Annotated in this window: 17 protein-coding genes; 9 read left to right on the plus strand and 8 right to left on the minus strand. The window is 62.7% G+C overall.

Translation table 11 applies throughout. The annotated features are described in order from the left end of the window. Nucleotides 1–20 precede the first annotated feature (20 nt). The 5 genes from B0G69_RS32250 to B0G69_RS32270 all read left to right on the plus strand — a co-directional run bounded on the left by B0G69_RS32250 (nucleotide 21) and on the right by B0G69_RS32270 (nucleotide 5,914). Nucleotides 21–1,619, plus strand: a complete 1,599-nt coding sequence (locus B0G69_RS32250; protein WP_241991683.1) for a sugar ABC transporter ATP-binding protein — start codon at nucleotides 21–23, stop codon at nucleotides 1,617–1,619. After that, nucleotides 1,616–2,632, plus strand: coding sequence for an ABC transporter permease (locus tag B0G69_RS32255; RefSeq protein WP_121324138.1), 1,017 nt, complete (start codon nucleotides 1,616–1,618; stop codon nucleotides 2,630–2,632). Before B0G69_RS32250 ends, B0G69_RS32255 begins: the two co-directional genes overlap by 4 nt. An 83-nt stretch (nucleotides 2,633–2,715) precedes the next feature. Continuing rightward, nucleotides 2,716–3,660: an ABC transporter substrate-binding protein gene (locus B0G69_RS32260; protein WP_121324139.1), complete on the plus strand. Its 945-nt coding sequence runs from the start codon at nucleotides 2,716–2,718 to the stop codon at nucleotides 3,658–3,660. A 62-nt stretch (nucleotides 3,661–3,722) separates the two neighbouring features. Beyond that, entirely contained in the window at nucleotides 3,723–4,733 is a 1,011-nt protein-coding gene (locus B0G69_RS32265) for a zinc-binding alcohol dehydrogenase family protein (RefSeq protein WP_121324141.1), read from the plus strand. Between the two features lie 44 nt (nucleotides 4,734–4,777). Then, entirely contained in the window at nucleotides 4,778–5,914 is a 1,137-nt protein-coding gene (locus B0G69_RS32270) for a mannitol dehydrogenase family protein (protein ID WP_199731487.1), read from the plus strand. 144 nt (nucleotides 5,915–6,058) lie between these two features. Here B0G69_RS32270 and B0G69_RS32275 read toward each other — a convergent pair whose 3' ends face one another. The 4 genes from B0G69_RS32275 to B0G69_RS32290 are packed head-to-tail and all read right to left on the minus strand — an operon-like array spanning nucleotide 6,059 to nucleotide 10,336. Further along, complete coding sequence (locus B0G69_RS32275; RefSeq protein ID WP_121324144.1) at nucleotides 6,059–7,225, minus strand: ABC transporter permease; 1,167 nt, start codon at nucleotides 7,223–7,225, stop codon at nucleotides 6,059–6,061. 8 nt (nucleotides 7,226–7,233) lie between these two features. Then, the gene (locus B0G69_RS32280) at nucleotides 7,234–8,388 is read right to left on the minus strand and encodes an ABC transporter permease (RefSeq protein ID WP_121324146.1); all 1,155 of its coding nucleotides are present in this window, start codon (nucleotides 8,386–8,388) and stop codon (nucleotides 7,234–7,236) included. A 21-nt stretch (nucleotides 8,389–8,409) separates the two neighbouring features. Further along, entirely contained in the window at nucleotides 8,410–9,132 is a 723-nt protein-coding gene (locus B0G69_RS32285; RefSeq protein ID WP_121324148.1) for an ABC transporter ATP-binding protein, read from the minus strand. A 1-nt stretch (nucleotide 9,133) separates the two neighbouring features. Then, nucleotides 9,134–10,336 (minus strand): efflux RND transporter periplasmic adaptor subunit, encoded by a 1,203-nt coding sequence (locus B0G69_RS32290; protein ID WP_121324150.1) that lies wholly within the window; start codon nucleotides 10,334–10,336, stop codon nucleotides 9,134–9,136. 387 nt (nucleotides 10,337–10,723) lie between these two features. On the opposite strand from B0G69_RS32290, the gene pdhA reads away from it, so the two are divergent. The 3 genes from pdhA to B0G69_RS32305 are packed head-to-tail and all read left to right on the plus strand — an operon-like array spanning nucleotide 10,724 to nucleotide 13,905. Then, entirely contained in the window at nucleotides 10,724–11,812 is a 1,089-nt protein-coding gene (gene pdhA / locus B0G69_RS32295; RefSeq protein ID WP_121324152.1) for a pyruvate dehydrogenase (acetyl-transferring) E1 component subunit alpha, read from the plus strand. Next, nucleotides 11,805–12,782, plus strand: a complete 978-nt coding sequence (locus tag B0G69_RS32300; RefSeq protein WP_121324154.1) for an alpha-ketoacid dehydrogenase subunit beta — start codon at nucleotides 11,805–11,807, stop codon at nucleotides 12,780–12,782. Before pdhA ends, B0G69_RS32300 begins: the two co-directional genes overlap by 8 nt. 7 nt (nucleotides 12,783–12,789) lie before the next feature. After that, nucleotides 12,790–13,905, plus strand: a complete 1,116-nt coding sequence (locus B0G69_RS32305) for a dihydrolipoamide acetyltransferase family protein (protein WP_121324155.1) — start codon at nucleotides 12,790–12,792, stop codon at nucleotides 13,903–13,905. Nucleotides 13,906–14,373: 468 nt separating this feature from the next. On the opposite strand, the gene B0G69_RS32310 is transcribed toward B0G69_RS32305, so the two are convergent. From B0G69_RS32310 to B0G69_RS32325, 4 genes are all read right to left on the minus strand, one after another. Further along, on the minus strand, nucleotides 14,374–15,684 hold the full coding sequence (locus B0G69_RS32310; RefSeq protein ID WP_121324156.1) for an MFS transporter: 1,311 nt from the start codon (nucleotides 15,682–15,684) through the stop codon (nucleotides 14,374–14,376). A gap of 144 nt (nucleotides 15,685–15,828) precedes the next feature. Beyond that, a complete protein-coding gene (pyk, locus tag B0G69_RS32315; RefSeq protein ID WP_121324157.1) occupies nucleotides 15,829–17,247 on the minus strand; it encodes a pyruvate kinase in 1,419 nt (472 codons plus the stop codon). 2 nt (nucleotides 17,248–17,249) lie between these two features. Then, nucleotides 17,250–18,509: a glycerate kinase gene (locus B0G69_RS32320; RefSeq protein ID WP_241991684.1), complete on the minus strand. Its 1,260-nt coding sequence runs from the start codon at nucleotides 18,507–18,509 to the stop codon at nucleotides 17,250–17,252. A 231-nt stretch (nucleotides 18,510–18,740) separates the two neighbouring features. Next, nucleotides 18,741–19,835, minus strand: coding sequence for a tartrate dehydrogenase (locus B0G69_RS32325; RefSeq protein ID WP_121324160.1), 1,095 nt, complete (start codon nucleotides 19,833–19,835; stop codon nucleotides 18,741–18,743). A gap of 108 nt (nucleotides 19,836–19,943) precedes the next feature. On the opposite strand from B0G69_RS32325, the gene B0G69_RS32330 reads away from it, so the two are divergent. Then, complete coding sequence (locus B0G69_RS32330; RefSeq protein ID WP_121324161.1) at nucleotides 19,944–20,870, plus strand: LysR substrate-binding domain-containing protein; 927 nt, start codon at nucleotides 19,944–19,946, stop codon at nucleotides 20,868–20,870. Nucleotides 20,871–20,936 lie beyond the last annotated feature (66 nt).

The raw sequence follows: 20,936 nt of genomic DNA on the forward strand, positions 1-20,936 counted from the left end.
CAACTCAGTCGCCCGACCCGGTGGGGGGATCCGCCACCGACGCTCCGCGTGGCAACACGCGCTCCGGTGATCAAGCCGAGTTGCTGCGGCTCAACAACATCACCAAACGTTTTCCTGGCGTACTCGCGCTCGACAACGTCAGTTTTGATCTAAGGCGCGGCGAAGTCCACGCCGTATGCGGCGAGAACGGCGCGGGCAAGTCAACGCTGATGAAAATCATCAGCGGCCAGTACCCGCCCGACGATGGCACCCTCATCTACAAAGGCAGCCAACGCCACTTCACGTCCTCGCTCGAAGCCCAAGCCGCAGGCATCGCAATTATTCACCAGGAGCTGAACCTGGTGCCCCAGCTATCGGTGGCGGAAAACATCTTTCTTGCACGTGAACCACGCCGCGGCATCTTCGTCGATCGCGCGCGTTTGCACGCCGACGGCCAACGTTGCCTCGAGCGGCTTCGCGTCGACATTGAGCCGGGGACACTGGTGCGCACCTTATCGGTTGCGCAACGGCAAATGGTCGAGATCGCCAAGGCGCTGTCGCTTGACGCCGAAGTGTTGATCATGGATGAACCGACTTCATCGCTCACGGAAGAAGAAACGACTCAGCTCTTCAAGATCATTCACGAGCTAAAGCGTGCTGGCGTCGGAATCATTTACATCTCGCACCGGCTCGATGAAATGACCGAGATCGTCGATCGGGTCACCGTGATGCGCGACGGGCGGTATGTTGCGACCGACATGTTTCGCGACACCACGATCAACAAGATCGTGGCGCGCATGGTCGGTCGCTCACTTGAAGACAAGTTTCCGGCGCGCACGTCGGTGCCCACCGACGACGTGCTGCTGTCCGTCGACCAACTGACGCGCACGAACGTGTTCGGCCCCGTCAGTTTCGAGCTACGCCGCGGCGAAATCCTTGGCTTCGCTGGCTTGCTGGGCGCGGGCCGGACCGAAGTGGCCCGCGCCATCTTCGGTGCCGACCCACTCGATAGCGGCACGGTGCACCTCGGCACAGAGACCCTCGCGATCCGCTCGCCAATCGATGCAATCCGGCACGGCATTGCCTATCTGTCCGAGGACCGCAAGGCCAGCGGTCTGTCGGTCAACATGCCGGTCGCAAGCAATATCACCCTTGCTAACCTGGGTGCGGTGTCGAACCGCTTCGGATTTATCCGCTTCGCTGCAGAAGCTGCTGTGGCGCAACGTTACATCGACGCGCTCGGAATACGCACCCCAAGCATCAGGCAGATCGCACGCAATCTCTCGGGCGGTAACCAGCAGAAGGTCGTCATCAGCAAGTGGCTGTTCCGCGATTCACGCGTGCTGTTCTTCGACGAGCCGACGCGCGGCATCGACGTCGGCGCCAAATTCGCGATCTATGAACTACTCGACAGATTGGCCGGGCAGGGCATCGGCGTCGTGATGATCAGTTCGGAACTGCCCGAGATACTCGGCATGACCGATCGGGTCGCCGTCTTTCACGAGGGAGAACTCGTGACGATTCTCGAAACCCGTCAAACCAGCCAGGAGGAAATCATGCACTATGCGTCGGGTCGCACGGTCAACTCCGACAAGTCGGGGACATCGGGTATATCAGGCGCTCCAGGAGTCTCGCGATGAGCACGGTCACCGGACCCACACCTGCCCACGTCAACGAACGGCGCAAGGATCTGATCCAGAAGTTCGCCGCCTTCGGCAGCCTGATTGTCATGATCGTGGTGTTTTCCTCCACAAGCGAGGCGTTCCATACGGTCGACAACGCCATGACCGTCGCGCTGCAGGTGACCTCAATCGCCTACCTCGGCGTTGCCGCGACCTGCGTGATCATCACGGGTGGCATCGACCTGTCAGTGGGCTCGGTGCTCGCGCTCGCGGGTGTCGTCGCGGCCCTTGCGGTGAAAGCCGGCATGCCGGTCACCGTCGGCATGCTTCTCGGCATCACCGTCGGCGGGCTGTGCGGCGCCGTCAACGGCCTGTGTGTGACGCGCATGCGCCTGCCTCCTTTCATCGCCACGCTCGGCATGATGCTGGTGGCCCGCGGCCTCGCACTGCAAATCACCGGCGCGCGCCCGGTGTCGGGACTGGGTGAAGCATTTGGCGTGCTCGGCAACGGATCGCTCTTCAGGATCGAGACAATCGGCGCAGACGGATTTCCGGATGTGACGTTCCCCGGCATCCCCTACCCGGTCCTGCTGATGATCGTCATCGCCGTTACGGTATCGATCATGCTAAGTCGCACAACACTCGGCCGTCACATCTATGCCGTCGGCTCGAACGCGGAAGCCGCGAGGCTGTCCGGTGTCAACGTCGCGCGCGTGACGATGTTCACGTATGTGCTGTCTGGGACGCTCGCGGGGGTCACCGGCTGCGTGCTGATGTCCCGGCTACTGACCGCGCAGCCGAATGAAGGCGTGATGTACGAGCTCGACGCCATTGCTAGTGCTGTGATCGGTGGCACCTCGCTGATGGGAGGCGTTGGAACGATCTCCGGGACCGCCATCGGCGCCTTTGTGATCGGCATCCTGCGCAACGGCTTGAATATGAATGGAGTGTCCAGCTTCATTCAGCAAATCATCATCGGCTTGGTCATTCTGGGCACTGTCTGGATTGACCAGCTCCGCAACCGCCGGTGAGATCCATCGGCGCATCGGAACGTGAAGGTCTGCAGCGCCGAGAAGTCCACGTACGACAACAACTTCTCCGTAGGAGTAGAGACATGCGCACATTCCAACTGAGCCTGCTGGCCGCAACCCTGGCCCTGGCAACCGGCCTCGCCCAGGCCGCCGGTGGCGAAATCGCCGTCATCGTCAAGACCTCGAATTCCAACTATTGGCAAAACGTCCAAAAAGGCGCCAATGCAGCCATCGGCGACGCCAAGGGCTACACGATGACGTTCCAGGGCCCGGCGACCGAAACGGCGATTGCCGATGAAGTCAACATGGTCGAGAACGCGGTGAACCGTAAGGTCGCCGGAATCGTGCTTGCACCGTCCGATCCCGACGCGCTGGTGCCTGCCGTCAAGAAGGCATGGGAAGCACACATCCCGGTCGTGATCATCGACTCAGCCTTGGCCGATTCAGGCAAGCAGTACTATCAATCATTCCTGTCGACCGACAACAAGAAAGCCGGCGAGCTATGCGCGAAGGCGTTGATCGATCGCGTCGGCCGGACCGGCAAGGTTGCCATCATGTCGTATGTCGCGGGCGCGGGCTCAGAGATCGGCCGCGTTGGCGGCTTCCGGGATTACCTTAAGGCGCACTCCCAACTGCAGGTGGTCGGTCCGTTTTATTCGAACTCGCAGATGGCGACCGCGCTGAACCAGACCACCGACACGCTCACCGCCAATCCGGATCTCAAAGGAATCTTCGGGGCAAATGAACCGACGGCGGTAGGCATGGGCCGCGCGCTCGAGCAATCTGGCAAGGCGGGCAAGGTGGTGGCGATCGGATTCGACGGAAATCAGGACCTGCAAGGCTTCGTCAAGGACGGCACGCTCGCCGCTACCGCCGTGCAGGGCTCGTACCAGATGGGCGATCTCGGCGTGAAAACGGTGATCAGTCTGATCGAGAAAAAGCCCGTGCCGAAGAACCTCGATACCGGCGTCGTGCTTGTAACGAAGGACAACATCGACCAGCCGGTTGCCAAGAACGTGCTGTATTGACGCGGCGGAGCGGATCCAGCCCGCTTGAGCGCCCGGCAACGACCAGTCAGACAAGGATTGCTATGCTTACGGTGATATGCGAGACGCCCGGTACGCTGAGCGCCCAGGAACGAATGAAGCCTGTACCCCGTGAAAACGAGGTGCTGGTGCGCGTAAAGCGCGTTGGCGTTTGCGGGACCGACCTGCATATCTTTACTGGAAATCAGCCCTATCTGGCCTATCCGCGCGTGATGGGCCACGAGTTGTCTGGTCTCGTCGAACAGGCACCGGTCGACAGCGGACTGGTCGCAGGCGATCCGGTCTATGTGATGCCGTATCTGTCGTGCGGACAATGCATCGCATGCCGTCGCGGAAAAACCAACTGTTGCGTGAACATTCAGGTGTTCGGGGTACACCGGGATGGCGCGTTCGCAGAATACCTGAGCGTGCCCGCGCAGTTCGTCCACAAGGCCGAAGGCATCAGCCTCGACGAGGCGGCCATGGTCGAGTTTCTTGCGATCGGCGCACATGCGGTCCGGCGTGGCGACGTGAAGGAAGGCGAGCGGGTTCTTGTGGTCGGTGCGGGTCCAATCGGCATGGCGGCGCTCACGTTTTCGAAGCTGCGCGGCGCAACAGTGACGGCGCTCGACACGCGTGCCGACCGGCTTGATTTTTGCGTGAAGCAACTCGGCATCACGGCGGCGGTGCAGATCGGGGAGGACGACAAGACCCGACTCTCGGCAATCACGGATGGCGATTTCTTCGATGTCGTTTTCGACGCAACGGGCAACCCCAAGGCGATGGAGCGCGGCTTCGAGTTTGTTGCACATGGCGGCCGCTACGTGCTCGTGTCGATCGTGTCCGACACCATCACGTTTTTCGATCCGGAGTTCCACAAACGCGAGACAACACTGCTTGCCAGTCGGAACGCAACGGTCGAGGACTTTGAGACGGTCGTCAAGGCGATGCGTGCAGGGCATATTCCACACTTGGCCCTCAATACGCATCGACTCGCACTCGCCGACGTGCCGGCCAGCTTCGCTACGCTACTCGACCCCGCCGGCGGCGTCGTCAAGGCAATCGTGGAATGCTAAGCATGCCCGGGCTCGACACAGACTCACGCACTGCATCAGAGCCTTTGATACAGCCGATCCTTCAGTTCGGCACCAGCCGGTTCCTCCAGGCGCATGTCGACCTGTTTGTATCGCAGGCTCTGGAGTCAGGCGATGCGCTCGGCGGCATCGCCGTCGTGCAAACCACGGACAGCGCGGATAGCGCCGCGCGCACCGCCGCGTTTGCAAGCGGGAACGCCTATCCGGTGCAAATACGCGGCCTACTTCGAGGCAGGGTACTCGACCAGACGCTTTCCTGTCGTGCGATCCGTCAGTCAGCTCATGCGCGAACCGACTGGACGCGAATCCGTGAGACCGTAAGCGGACCGGTGCAGATCATTGTTTCCAACACGGCAGACAGCGGCTACCAGCTCGACGAACGCGACGATGCAAGCGCTGCAACCGCTCCGGCGCGCGCGCCGTACAGCTTTCCTGCGAAACTGCTGGTCCTGTTGTACGGACGTTGGCAAAGCCAGCCCAACGCACCGCTATCCCTCTTTCCTTGTGAACTGGTCGAGAGGAACGGCGATGTACTACGCGCGATTATTGTCAGGCTCGCATCGCAATGGCGCTTGCCTGGTGACTTCATTCACTACCTGGCCGAGCATTGCGTGTGGGCCAATTCGCTGGTCGACCGGATCGTATCCGAGTCGATCAAACCGGTCGGGGCGGTTGCGGAGCCTTACGCGCTGTGGGCAATCGAAAGGCAGCCGAGGTTGCTGCTGCCTTGCGTACACGCGTCAATCGTGCTGACCGACGATCTGAGGCATTTCGAGCAGCTCAAGCTGTTTTTTCTGAACCTGGGGCACACGTTCCTCGCCGAACGCTGGTTGCGCGACGGCAGGCCGCCAGACGAGACTGTCTACCACGCGATGAACGACCCTGTGCTTCGTGCCGCGCTTGAAGCGGTCTGGATGGACGAAGTGTTACCAGTGTTCCAGGCCCTGGGGAAACGGAATGATGCGCTTGCCTATCTGGATGAAGTGCGCGAACGCTTCCTCAATCCTTTTCTCCATCATCGGATCGCCGATATCGCGCAGAATCACCCGCAAAAAAAGCAGCGGAGAATTGTGCCTTTGCTGGAACTGGCAGCGTCTCTTGCGAAAGGCACGGGCGCCGGGATCAAACAATCGCGACTGAGGGAAGCGGCCACCGGCCCTTAAGCGATCAATGCAGCGGATTGCGGGCTGGCAGACGAGACTCACAGAGCGTTTCGATGGGTTGTGTTGCAATAAGGGCGGCAAGGCGAGACGTTGTGTAATGGCATGGAATCCTACATGATCGTCTAAATGCCTGACTGCATGTGCTCAACGCGCGCGCAATGCATCGACGATGTTCATGCGCGCCGCGCGCATCGCAGGCAGAAAGCCGCCAACGAGGCCCATCGTCATCGAAAATGTGAGCGTCTTCACGACGATGGCCGGGGTGAGGATAAAGCGGAACGACAGATCCGCAAAGGTCTGGAAGTTGGTGGTCGAAAACGACGCGAACTGCATGAACGCCGCGCAGCCCAGTCCCGCCAGTCCGCCGACGAGCCCCAGCAGCATCGCTTCGACGAGAAACGCAGCGAGCACGTTGGTGCGCCTGAAGCCGAGCGCACGCAACGTGCCGATCTCCGCAACCCGGTTGGCCACGGACGCGTACATCGTGATCATCGCGCCGATCATTGCGGCTATCGAAAAGATCGTCGATAGCGTGAAGCCGAGAATGTTGATGAACGTCGAGAGCGCCTTCGACTGGTCGCTATAGAACGTCTGTTCGCGCTTCGCTTCATCGGCGAGGCGCGGATCGACGTCGATGTCGGACTTGAAGCCGCCGAACCGGTCGGACTGCGCGAGCCGCACTACCATCGACGAATAACTCGTGCGGCGAAATGACTGCATCAATTGATCGACATCGCCCCAGATTTCCGAATCGAAGCCGCTGCCGCCCGCGTCGAAAGTGCCAACCACGGTCCAGTCGCGCTGCGCGAAGCGCAAATGCTCGCCTGGCTGCGTACCGCTGAAGCCCTTTGCAATGCTGCTGCCGACGATGATTTCGGACGATCCTGGATTGAACATGCGCCCCGACGCGAGCTTCACTTGCGGCCGCAAGCTCATGCCCGCGGGCGAGACTCCGCGAATCACGACGTTCGATGGCTTGCCCGAGGCGAGCTTCGTCAGAGAGATCAGCACAACGGACTCCTTCGACGCCATGCGTCGCCCGTCGCTACCGATCGCCACCGCCGGGTGCATTTCGATCACGTTCGCCTGGCCGCGGTCGATCGCGCTCTGCACTTCCGTTTCCGCGCCCTTGCGGATGACCACGACGTTGTCCTCTTCACCGGTGGACACGAGCGTCTTCTTGAGGCCCGCATCGAGCATCAGCACGGTCGCGAACACGAACACGACAAGCGCGAGCCCACCGGCCGTGAGCGCGGTGGTCAGCCGGCGCATCCACAGATTGCGAGCGATATACGAGAGCGGGATCGCCACGTGAGCCTCTAGCCGATAGCCCGCAGGCCTTCGACGATCCTCACCCGCGCCACCTGCAGCGCCGGAATGATCGCGGCCGTGATCCCGACGACGAGCGCGCACGCCGCCTGCAACAGCATCGTTTCGCGCGACACGTGGAACACCGGGAACACGCCTGCCGTCGCCTGCTTGAAGAGGCTTGCGGCGGGCGGCGTGGCGAGTATGCCGAGACCGCCGCCCACCGCGCAGATCGTCACCGACTCGCCGAACATCAGCAACGCGAGAAATCCCGGGCCGAAACCGAGCGCCTTGAGCGTCGCATATTCAACGGTGCGCTCGCGCGCGCTCATCGCCATCGCATTGGCCATCACGGCCATGATGATGACGATGACCACATACGACACCAGGCGGATCGCCGCAATGATCTGATTCGACATCGCCACGAAGCCAAGCTGGAACGCCTGCTCGGTTTCGGTGAGCGTCTCGGCGAGCGAGTTCCTGAATACGTTGTCGACATTGCGCGAGATCGCAGCGGCTTCGTCCGGGTTCGCGATACCAAGCACATAGACCCCGACCTGATCCGCTTTCCGGCCGGGCGTCTTGCGTACCGTTTCGTTCAGGTACTCCCAGTGAAAAATCAGTTGGCGCGTAATCGTCGATTCGTCGCGGCCGTCGAGAATGCCGCGCACGACAAACTCCCAGGTGCCCGGATAGATCGTGCCCTTGATCGGAATCACGTCGCCGATCTTGAAGCCGAACTGGCTCGCGAGCTGCCGCCCGATCAGGCAGCCCTTGCGGTCCCGCTCGTAGTCGTTGCGCTGCTGCGCGGGCAAGATGAATTCCGGGTACAGATCGAGATAGTTGTCCGATACGGCGAACTGCGCGAAGAAGTTCTTCGGTTCGCGATACACACCGCCGAACCAGTTGGAGCGCGCGACCATCGTCACGCCTTCCACGCCGCGTATGCGGTTCTCGTAGCTCAACGGCAGCGGAAAGACGAGTGAGATCGCATTGCGCGTCACGAGCCTTGCGTTCGATGCCGCCGCGGCGCCCGCATACCATGCGTCGACCACGGTATGCAGCAGCCCGTACGCGAGCACCGCGATCAGGAGTCCGAACACGGTCAGCAACGTGCGCAGCTTGTGCCGCAACGCGTTTCTCGTGATTAGCTTGAACAGATACATGACGATTGGCCGTGGCGCGCTTCAGCGAGTGGTTCCATCGATCAGTTCCCCCTTCTCCAGATGCACGAGCGCCTTCGCCGCACCCGCCGCATGCGCGTCGTGGGTCACCATGATGATGGTCTTGCCGAGCTCGCGGTTGAGCCGCTGCATCATCGTCAGCACCTCCTCGGCAGACGTGCGGTCCAGGTCGCCTGTCGGTTCGTCGGCGACGATCAGCGTCGGATCGGTGATCAGCGCGCGAGCGATCGCGACGCGTTGCTGCTGGCCGCCGGAAAGCTCGGACGGGTAATGCTGCGCGCGATCCGACAGATTCACCATGTCGAGGACGAGGCTCACGCGCTCGCGCCGCTCCTTGCGCGATAGGCGCGTGAGCATCAACGGCAATTCGATGTTCTCGAATGCAGTCAGCACGGGCATCAGGTTGTAGAACTGGAAGATGAAGCCCACATGGGCCGCGCGCCATTCCGCCAGCGCCGACTCCGACAGCCGCGTGATGTCGAGTCCGCCGACGCGCAGTTCGCCGCCATCCGGCCGGTCGATGCCCGCGATCAGATTGAGCAGCGTGCTCTTCCCCGACCCCGACGGCCCCATCAGCGCAATGAAGTCGCCTTCGCCGATCGAGAGCGTGATGTCGGAGAGAACGGGCACCGTCTGAACGCCGCGCCGGTACGATTTGACGAGGTGCCTGATGTCGACGAGCGGCTCTGTATCGCTCACGCGCTTCACGTTGTCCACAGTGCTCACACTATTTCTTCGCCACGGTGACTTTGGCGCCGTTCTTGATGTGCTCGTTCGGCGCGCGTACGAGCACATCGCCGGGATGCACGCCGCTGACGGCCACAAGGTCGCCGAGCGCCGCGCCGGTCGTGACGGGCACTTCGCGCACGGTATCGTCCTTGATCACGAAAGCGACCTTGCGGCCATCGCGCTCGACGATCGCCGCGGGCTGCACCGCGACCACCGGCTCCCGGTCCCGCGGCGGAACAGGCTTCGTCAGAAACGCAATCTTAGCGCTCATGTCGGGCAGCACGCGCTCATCGCGATCGACGAAGCGCACTTTGACGAGGACGGTCGCTTTCGAACGGTCGACAGTCGGCACGATGCGCGACACGCGGCCAGCCAGTCTGAGTTCGGGCAGCGCATCGAGCTGGATCTCGCAAGGCTCGTTCACGGTGATCTTCGCGATGTTCGATTCCGCGACATCGGCTTCGACTTCGAGCGTTTCCATATCGGCGATCGTCACGACGGCGCCCTTGCTGTCGGATGCCTGCGAGAACGGCGTGATGTTGTCGCCGACGTTGGCATGCTTCTCGATCACCACGCCATCGAACGGCGCGCGAATCACAGTTTGATCGACGGCCACCTGGGCGGCCTGCGCATTGGCCTGCGCCGACACGATCGCCGCACGGCTGTTGTCGATCGACGCTCGGGCCTTGTCGTAACGGGCGAGATCGGAGTCGTACTGGGTGGCGGGCATGGCGCCCTGCGGCGCGAGTATCGCGGATCGGCGCAGGTTGATTTGGGCGTTCTTCAGTTCGGCCACCTGCAGCGCGAGATTGGCCTGCGCCACCTTGATTTGCGCCTTGGCCTGGGCGAGCGCGGCCTCGACGTCCGCGCTTTCGAGCCGGGCAATCACCTCGTCTTTCTTGACGCGCGTACCCTCCAGCACGCCGAGCCACTCGAGGCGCCCCTGCCCTTTCGACGCCACCGCGGCCTTGCGCTGCGGCACGACGTAGCCGGTCGCGTTGAGCAGCGTATAGGTCTGCGAGGGGTAAGCGGACACCACGGTCGTGGTTTCGACGGCCTGCGGACCGGCCAGCTTGAGGCCGGCGATCGCCGCACCGACGAGAAGCAGCGCGACGACCCCGTAAGCGAACCAGTTGTGCCGCCGTCCGGCAGCGACGGCGGGCCGGTCGATTTTCAGCCTCTTCAGATCGTGATCTGCCAATTTTTTATGTCTTCGCCGGCTGGCATTCGCGCTTTGCGGACACCGCACAGAAACGGCATCACGACGCCTCGCCACGCCGGCTACTTGTCCTGTAGACGGGCCCACAGTATAGCGCCGCGCCCGGCCCCCGCTCGCGTCACGCGGCCGGGACGCTCGCGCCTGCGCAGACGGCGCATTCCCTTTCAGCGCCCAGTGCTGCATTGCGACAACCGAGCGTTCGCATGCAGGGCTGGCTCGCGGGGTGATCGACGAAGCGAGGAACGGGCACCATGCGCGCGCCGCTATTGCCTAAACTGAAGTTTGTACGCACTGCGCTGCGTGTGTCGTGTCGCTCGCGCGCGTGAACTCCGGCACGTCTTCGGTATCTGACAGAACATGGGGGCGGACATGAGCACGGCTGCCACTTTTCACATCGGCTATACGCAATATCTTGGCCCCGATGGCGAGGCTGTTCAGGCCTTGCCTGCCTTTGCGCGAGACCCGGCGGTGCTGATTTCTCTTTATCGCGCGATGGTGCTGACGCGGGCGTTCGACACGAAGGCGGTTGCGCTGCAGCGTACCGGCAAGCTCGGCACTTTCGCGTCGTCGGTCGGCCAGGAAGCGGTCGGCGTCGGCGTGGCCAGCGCGATGCAGCCCGACGACGTGCTGTTCCCTTCGTATCGGGATCACGCCGCGCAATTGCTGCGGGGCGTCACGATGACGGAAAGCCTGCTGTACTGGGGCGGCGACGAGCGCGGCAGCGACTTCGGCGTGCCCCGCAACGATTTCCCGAACTGTGTGCCGATCGGAACACAGGTGTGCCACGCCGCCGGCGCGGCCTACGCGTTCATGCTGCGTCACGAGCCGCGCGTCGCGGTGGCGATCTTCGGCGACGGCGCCACGTCCAAGGGGGACTTCTATGAGGCGATGAACATGGCCGGGGCCTGGCAGGCGCCGCTTGTCCTCGTGGTCAATAACAACGAGTGGGCAATTTCGATACCGCGTAGCCACCAGAGCGCTGCTCAAACGCTCGCGCAAAAAGCGATCGCAGCGGGAATCGACGGGCTGCAGGTCGACGGTAACGACGTGATCGCCGTGCACCAGGTTGTCCACGCGGCGCTCGCCAAGGCTCGCCGAGGCGATGGCCCGACGCTGATCGAAGCGCTCAGCTATCGTCTCGGCGATCACACGACAGCCGATGACGCGACGCGCTATCGCGACTCCGAAGTCATCAGCAAGCAGTGGGAATACGAACCGCTGCTTCGTTTGCGCACTTTCATGATGCGCCTGAACGTCTGGGACAAGGCGCGGGACGAGCAACTCGGCAAGGCCTGCCATGCGCAGGTCGAGCAGGCCGTCGATGCGTATCTGGCGATACCGCCGCCGGGGGCGTCCGCGATGTTCGATCACCTGTATGAGACGTTGCCGCCGGCGATGCGCGAGCAACTGGCAATGGCAGAGCGCTTCGCGCCGGTTGCGGGGAACGGCAATGGCTGAGCTCAGCATGGTCGACGCGCTCAATCAGGCGCTTGCCTACGAACTGGCGCACGACCCGGCCGTCGTGCTGCTCGGAGAGGACATTGGCGTGAACGGCGGCGTGTTTCGCACGACCGCCGGGCTGCGGACACGCTTCGGCAATCAGCGGGTAATCGATACCCCTCTGGCCGAAACCGCAATTGCCGGCACCGCGATCGGCATGGCGGCGATGGGTCTGAAGCCCATTGTGGAGATCCAGTTCGCGGGGTTCATCTATCCAGTCATCGATCACATTCTGAATCATGCGTCACGGTTGCGGCATCGAACGCGCGGACGGCTGACGTGCCCACTGGTGATCCGTGCGCCATGCGGCGCAGGCATTCACGCGCCAGAGCATCATTCTGAAAACCCTGAAGCGCTCTTCACCCACATACCCGGGCTGCGCGTCGTGACGCCGTCCTCGCCGGCGCGCGCGTACGGCTTGCTGCTAGCGGCGATCCGGGACCCGGACCCGGTGATCTTCTTCGAGCCGACGCGCCTGTATCGGCTCTTCAGGCAGCCCGTGGAGGACGATGGAGAAGCGCTGCCGCTCGACAGTTGCTTTACGTTGCGCGAAGGAACCGACGTCACGCTGGTGAGTTGGGGCGGGGCGTTGCAGGAGGTACAGGCCGCGGCCGATCTGCTCGCGCAGGAAGGCGTGGCGGCCGAGGTGATCGACGTGGTGACACTCAAACCGCTCGACCTGAACACCATTCTCGCGTCGGTGGCGAAAACCGGGCGCTGCGTGATCGTGCACGAGGGCTCACGCACCGGTGGGGTCGGCGCGGAGATTGCCGCCAACATCGCTGAGCGGGGACTGTACTCACTGCTCGCGCCGGTGCAGCGCGTCACCGGATATGACGTGGTGGTGCCGCTGTTCCGGCTCGAAAGTCAATATATGCCGTCCACCGCGCGCATCGTTGCCGCGGTCAGGCAAGCGCTGGAAGCATAGTGAAATCATGAAAATCTTCAAACTACCCGATCTCGGCGAAGGCTTGCAGGAAGCAGAGATCGTCGAGTGGCATGTCAAGAGCGGCGATGACGTTCGCGCGGATCAACCGCTGTTGTCGGTCGAAACAGCGAAGGCGATCGTCGATATCCCGTCGCCTCAATCCGGCCGCATCGTGAAACTGTTCGGCCAGGTGGGCGACATCGTGCATCTGGGGGCGCCGCTAGTCGCATTCGAAGGGGCGGCCGACGAAGCCGATGCCGGTACCGTGGTCGGCCATGTGGAGGTCGGCCAGCACGTTGTGCAGGAAGCGCCGGCCGCACTCGGCGGCGGTGCGGGCGCGGGTGTCGGCGCGATCAAGGCGATCCCGGCCGTACGGGCGCTCGCGCGCAAGCTGGATGTCGATCTGGCGATGGTGACACCGTCGGGTCCGGAGGGTGTCATCACGGCGGCGGACGTGCGGCGCGTCGCGAAAATATTCGCTGATCTCGGGCCGCCTGAAGTGCTGCGCGGCGTACGGCGCGCGATGGCGCAGAACATGGCACGCGCGCAGAGCGAGGTGGCCGCAGCGACCGTCATCGACGACGCCGACATTCACGCGTGGCCGCCCCATACTGATGTGACGATCCGCCTGATCCGTGCGCTGGTGGCCGGATGCCGCGCCGAACCGGCGCTCAACGCATGGTTCGACGGACATGCGGGACGGCGTCACGTGCTGGAGAAAGTCGATCTCGGCATCGCCGTCGATCTACCGGATGGTCTGTTCGTGCCGGTGTTGCGCAACGTCGCGCACCGCGACGCAGCGGATCTGCGCGCGGGGCTCGACCGCATGCGCGCCGACATCCGGGCACGCAAGATTCCACCGGAAGAACTGCGCGGCAATACGATCACGCTGTCGAACTTCGGCATGATCGCGGGCAAATACGCGGCTCCCGTCGTCGTGCCGCCCACTGTCGCGATTCTCGGAGCGGGGCGCATTCATGAGCAGGTCGTGGCGGCCGGCGGGGTTCCTGCTGTGCATCGGATCTTGCCGCTTAGTCTGACGTTCGACCATCGAGTTGTCACGGGCGGTGAAGCGGCACGTTTTCTCGCCGCGGCGATTGCTGATCTGCAGTTGGTGCAGTAACCGTGTTCGGGCGCGGGTATCTGGACCGCAGTCAAAAAGGGATTGGCCGTCCGGGAAACACATGCATGCCGGACGGCATGAAGGACGCATCGCGTGATGCGCGTCGGCGTTCCGGTTTCAATGAATGCTCTTGGCGATGGCATAAGCTGCAGTGCATCCGTAACGGAAAGTCATGATCGATCATCGCGCCGTTGTTATGAATCTGGATTTCCGGCAGGCCGAAGCCGCTCAAATGACCGTGTAGCGGCGACGGTGAACGGCGGCAACTGGCCGGCAGTACGCGTTCAGCCACCTCGCCGGAAAGCTGGCATTGACGACTCCAACGTCAGCTCTGTAGAACGTTCACGGAACTGGTGCTGCCGGCCAAAAAGAGACGGCCGTCGGCAATGCGTCGATCGGCCGCTTACGAGACATCAGGTATGCGCACCCACCTCCGCAGTGGTCCGTTGGGCGATGAGCCGTACAAGCTCAGTGGCCGTGTCGCTCCCCGGCCGCGACCGGTGCCTGCTTCGATTGCCGGCTCAGCATCAACGTGACAACCGCAGACACCGCCAGCGTCGCACCGACCACATATAACCCTGCGGAGTAACCGCCAGTCACATTCTTGAGCCAGCCGATTGCGAAGGGACCGACGAAGCCTCCCAGATTGCCGACCGAGTTGATCATCGCGATGCCCGCAGCTGCACCGGCACCTGAGAGGAACATGCTGGGCATCGCCCACAACGGCGCTTTGGCCGCGCTGATTCCGATGTTCACGATCACCAGCGCCAGGATGATCATCAATGCGGTGGTGGCGTTGCCGGCAAAGACGAATCCGAGGCATGCTATGACACAGGGGACGACCACGTGCCACGTGCGTTCTTCAGTGCGGTCCGAGTGCTTTGCCCACAAGATCATTGCAATCACGGCGAGGATGCTTGGTACGCCCGCCAGCAGCCCCGTCTCGAACGACCCGAACCCGTATTGGCGGATGATCAGCGGTGCCCAAAGGCCGAGCGTGTACAGCCCGGCCGACGTGCCGAAGTAGATCAATGCGAGCGCCAGAACTCGCGGATCTCGCAAGGCGCTGAGCGCACCTGCGGTATGGCCGGCATGGGACTGTTTCGCGCCCGCTTCCATTTTCAGCTTCGCGATCAGCCATTCGCGCTCTTCCGGCTCAAGCCACTGCGCTTTCGCTGGCGTATCCGTGAGGTACTTGAGGACAAAGAAACCGAGGATGATGGCGGGCACCGCTTCCAGAATATAAAGCATCTGCCAGTCAGCCAGTCCGGCGATCGGAGGCAGCTTCATGATCGCGCCGGAAAGCGGCGAGCCAATCGCTGTCGAGATCGGCGCGGCGGCCATGAACCATGCCGCGGCAACCGCACGCTGACGCGATGGGAACCACAGGCTGAGATACAGGATGATGCCGGGGAAGAAGCCTGCTTCGGCGACACCCAGAATAAAGCGCAACGCGTAGAAGCTGTTCGGACCGACGACGAATGCAGAAGCCGCCGAGACGATCCCCCATGACACCATCACGCGGGCAATCCACCGACGCGCACCGACCTTGTGAAGAATCAGGTTCGACGGCACTTCAAACAGGAAGTAGCCAATAAAGAACAGTCCGCCGCCGAGACCGAAGGACGTCGGCGAAAGACCGATGGCCTTGTTCATTGACAGGGCGGCGAAGCCCACGTTGACACGGTCGAGAAAACTCACGAAATACAGCAGCATCACAAACGGAATGATCCGCAGCATGAGCTTGCGGGAAACCCGGCTTTCGAGATCGGAAATCATTGTCTCCTCCTTGGAGGCTTGAGCAGTGCTCTATTCAGAAACGAGTAGGGGGTTCGGTGCGCGCCGCAGCCGTCTGATGCGGCTCTTGTCCTGTCAGGCGCGCGTGTCGTTCAAACGCTTTGAAAAAGAAAGTCATGCGATGCGTCACTGGATCTGCGCGATACGCAGGAGGTTCGTGGTGCCGGGAGTGCCGAACGGCATGCCGGCCGAGATGACGACGGTCTGTCCTGGATTGCCGAACCCTTCGGTGCGCACGGTTTCGCAGGCAAGGTCGCTCACTTCGAGTGCATCGACGACCTCCTTGCACAGCACCGGGTGCACGCCCCACACCAGCGCGAGGCGACGTGCTGTGCCTGTTTGCGGCGTCATGCCGACGATCGGTGCGCATGGCCGTTCACGCGCCATACGCAGCGCTGAATAGCCGGAACTCGTGTAAGCAACTGTCGCAACCGCGTTCAGCAGCCCAGTGACGTGCCGCATCGCGTAGCCGATTGCATCCGACGTGTTAGCGCGAGGCGCCGCATGCGACGCGGCGATGACTTCCCTGTAGTAGGGGTCGCGTTCGGTTTGCGAGATGATGAGGTCCATCATTCGTATGGCTTCGACGGGGTATTTGCCGCTTGCCGATTCGGCGGAGAGCATGACAGCGTCGGCGCCGTCGTAAATGGCAGTGGCGACATCCGATGCTTCGGCACGTGTCGGCACCGGCGCTGCGACCATCGATTCGAGCATCTGCGTTGCAACGATGACCGGCTTGCCGGCCTTGCGGCATGCGCGAACGATGCGCTTCTGGATCGCCGGCACCTGTTCGGCAGGCATCTCGACGCCAAGGTCGCCACGCGCGACCATCACGGCGTCCGCTTCATCGACGATGGCATCGAGGCTGCCTATCGCCGCCGGCTTCTCGAGCTTCGCCACGATGCCGACGCGATCGCCGACGACCTGGCGGACCTCGACGATGTCCTCGACACGCTGCACGAACGACAGCGCAAGCCAGTCGATGCCCAGCGTCATGCCGAACTCCAGATCGCGGCGGTCCTTTTCCGTCATGGCGGACAGCGGTAGCACGACGTCCGGAACGTTCACTCCCTTACGCTCTGAAAGCGTCCCCCCGACGACGACCGTTGTTTCAGCGAAGTCAGCGCCGCAGCGTTCGACTCGCAACTGCACACGGCCGTCGTCGAGCAGCAGGTTCGTCTGCGGCTTGAGTGCCGCGAAGATTTCCGGATGCGGTAGCGAGACACGTGCGTTGTCGCCGGGCGTCTGCGCGTCGAGGTCGAGTCGAAACGCAGCGCCTTTCTCCAGCGTAACCGGACCGTTCGCGAACATGCCGATCCGCAGTTTCGGGCCTTGCAGGTCGAGCAGCACGCCAATCGGGCGGCCTGCGTCCTTTTCGATCGAACGGATGAGGGTGAGGCGCCGTTGGTGATCGTCGTGGGTGCCGTGGCTGAAGTTCAGCCGGAAGACATCGGCGCCCGAGTTGAACAGCGCTTCGATGGTTTCGCGGCTGGTGCTTGCCGGGCCCAATGTCGCGACGATTTTTGCGTTACGGTTGCGGCGCATCTTTATCGACTCCCTGAAAGATCGCCGTGCTGAGCGGCAATGAAGATGGCACGAAAATCGTTGACATTGGTCAGCGTCGGCCCGGTGATGACCGAGTCGCCCAGTGCCTGGAAAAAGCCGTGCGCGTCGTTGTTTTCGAGGCGCTCGGATGGACGGATGCCGCGTTCGCGAGCCCGTTTCAGTGTGTCCGGCCGCAGCAATGCGCCCGCGATTTCTTCCTGACCGTCGACGCCGTCGGTGTCGCCAGCGATGGCGAACACGCCGGGCTCGCCGTTCAGCGCCACGCCCAGTGACAACAGGAATTCGACGTTGCGCCCCCCGCGGCCATTGCCGCGAATGGTGACGGTCGTTTCGCCGCCGGAGAGCAGGATGCAGGGTGCGCGGAAAGGTTGGCCCCGGCGGTTCACCTGTCTGGCGATGCCCGCCATCACGGCGCCTACGTCGCGGGCTTCGCCTTCGATGGCGTCGCTGAGAATGTGAACATCGATGCCGGCCGCGCGCGACTGCTCCGCAGCCGCTTCGAGCGCGAGTTGGGGCGTCGCGATCAGATGCGTTTCGATCTGAGGCAGGCGCGGATCGTCCGGCTTCAACGTCTCCGTGCCGCCGCTTTCGAGCAGTGCGATCGCTGCGGGTGAAGCGCAGATTTCATAGCGACGCAGAACCGCAAGCGCGTCGGAGCACGTCGTCGTGTCGGGGACGGTCGGGCCCGAGGCGATGTCGCCGGCGGCGTCCGCCGGCACGTCGGAGATGATCAGATTGACGACGCGCGCCGGATAGCAGGCCGCCGCGAGACGGCCGCCCTTGATTGCCGACAGGTGCCGGCGCACGCAATTCATTTCGGCAATCGTCGCGCCGCTGGCAAGCAGCGCCTGGTTGATCTCCTGTTTGTCCTGCAGGGTCAGCCCTTCGGCCGGAAGCGGCAGCAAAGACGAGCCGCCACCGGAGATCAGGCAAATGACCAGGTCGTCGGCAGTTAGTCCCGATACGAGCTCCAGCATGCGTTCGGCTGCCTTCCAACCGCTCTCGTCGGGAACGGGGTGCGCAGCTTCGACGATCTCGATGCGTTCGCACGGCACCGCGTATCCATAGCGGGTGACGACGAGGCCTTCGAGCCGGCCTGTCCAGTGATCTTCCACTGCTCGAGCCATCGCCGCCGATGCTTTGCCGGCACCGATGACGATTGTGCGGCCACGTGGCGGCTTGGGCAGGAAATCGGGCACACGGAGCGATGGCTGTGCAGTCGCGATCGCGGCCTCGAACATGTTCTGCAAAAGCCGCTCGACGTCGAGTTCGCTATGTGTAGCGTCACCGACCGGCAGCTTGAATTGGGCGGTGGTCTTCATCCCTGTACCCGCAAAGAAAGGGACGGAAATTGTTTGAAGGAAGTGAACATCGTGTCTCCTGCCTTATATTCGCCGCGCTCAGGATGAGCCGGGCCGCGGCCGCGCGATCGCGGGCCGCGTACCAGGCTCCAGCGGAGTCGCTAATGAGGCTTATGCCGCGTTGGCAGCAGGCACCGCAGCTTTCTCGATGAGCGCGCAAACAGCCGCCGTTACCTGAGCGGTTGTTGCCGTGCCGCCGAGGTCTCGGGTATGAATCGACGTATCGGCAGTCACCGCTTCGACGGCCTGCATCACGCGTCTGGCCGCATCGGGTTCACCCAGGTGTTCGAGCAGCATGACGACCGACCAGATGGTGCCGACCGGATTGGCGAGGCCCTTGCCCATGATGTCGAACGCGGAACCGTGGATCGGCTCGAACATCGACGGATAGCGACGCTCCGGATCAATGTTGCCCGTCGGCGCGATGCCGAGGCTGCCGGCGAGGGCGGCCGCGAGGTCGCTAAGGATGTCGGCGTGCAGGTTGGTGGCGACGATCGTGTCGAGCGTCGCCGGGCGGTTGATCATCCGGGCGGTCGATGCGTCGACCAGTTCCTTGTCCCATTTGACGTCCGGGAATTCCTTCGAGACTTCGAGAGCGATCTCGTCCCACATCACCATGGCGTGACGCTGCGCGTTGCTCTTGGTGATTACGGTCAGCAGCTTGCGCGGACGGGATTGCGCAAGGCGGAACGCGAAACGCATGATGCGTTCGACCCCGGCGCGCGTCAGAATCGACACGTCCGTCGCCGCTTCGATCGGGTGTCCCTGATGGACGCGGCCGCCCACACCAGAATATTCGCCTTCTGAGTTTTCCCGAACGATGACCCAGTTCAGGTCTTCCGGCTTGCAGCGCTTCAGCGGTCCATCGATGCCGGGCAAGATGCGGGTCGGACGCACGTTCGCGTATTGGTCGAAGCCCTGGCAGATTTTCAGGCGCAGGCCCCATAACGTGATGTGATCGGGAATGTCCGGGTCGCCGGCCGAGCCGAACAAAATTGCGTCCTTGTTGCGGATTGCATCGAGCCCATCCGCCGGCATCATGACGCCATGCTCGCGGTAGTAGTCGCCGCCCCAATCGAAGTTTTCGAATTCGAATGCGAACGACTTCGTGGTCTTTGCGAGCGCTTCGAGAACTTGCGCTCCGGCGGGTACCACTTCTTTGCCGATGCCGTCGCCGGGGATGGTCGCGATGCGATAGGTTTTCATGTCTCCGTCCTTCAGGTGTTGTGGGTGTGAGTGAACTTTATCTATCTCCGGACGCAAAAACCGGTGCTAAACTCAAAGCATCTTTAACCTGAATTCACAAGTGGGGCCATGCACGACACCGTCCAGCCATCCGACCTGAGCTTCTTCTCGACCCTCGCGGCGTCCGGCAGCCTGAGCGCGGCGGCCCGCGAACTGGGGCTGACGCCTGCAGCTATCAGCAAGCGCCTGACGCAGATGGAGAGCCGCGCGGGGGTGGCGCTGATCAACCGCACGACGCGCCGGATGATGCTCACGCCGGAGGGCGAGCTGTATCTCGAGCATGCACGCCGAATCCTCGACGAAATCGACGAACTGGCGGAGCTGCTTGGAACAGCGAAGAAAAGTCCGAAGGGGCTGCTGCGGGTGAATGCGACGCTCGGCTTCGGGCGCAGTCATGTCGCGCCTGCGATTTCACGGTTTGTCGCGAAGTATCCGCAGGTGACGGTGCAGCTTCAATTGTCGGTCACGCCACCGCCGCTGACGGACGACACCTTCGACGTCTGTATCCGGTTCGGCGAGCCGCCTGATACGCGGGTGGTTGCGCGTCGTCTCGCGGGCAATCGGCGGCGGCTGTGCGCCGCGCCTTCGTACATTGCGTCTCACGGATTGCCGATCACGGCGCACGACCTGACGCGACACAATTGCATCGGCATTCGTCAGGGCGACGAAGCTTACGGCGTATGGCGTCTGACATCGGGCCGGAGCGCGTCGCGCAAAACGGAAGCTGTGCGGATCAATGGCACGCTGACAACGAATGATGGCGAGATCGCCGTGAAATGGGCGCTTGAAGGACACGGCATCCTTATGCGGGCCGAGTGGGACATCAAGCAGTATCTGGCCGATGGCTCACTGGTCCTCGTGCTGCCCGACCACGAAACGCCGAACGCCGATATTTTCGCGGTGTATTCGCAACGACATCAGATGTCGAATCGCATTCGCGCGTTCGTCGAATTTATCGCCCAGGATCTTCGGAGCGAAGCGGATGAGAGCGCGTAAACGGCAGGCGCGCTGAATAGTCGAAAACGGACGTTCGGGGTGAGGATGCCGACTGACCGTTTCACG

Source organism: Paraburkholderia sp. RAU2J (assembly GCF_003634845.1).
GTDB lineage: Bacteria > Pseudomonadota > Gammaproteobacteria > Burkholderiales > Burkholderiaceae > Paraburkholderia > Paraburkholderia fynbosensis.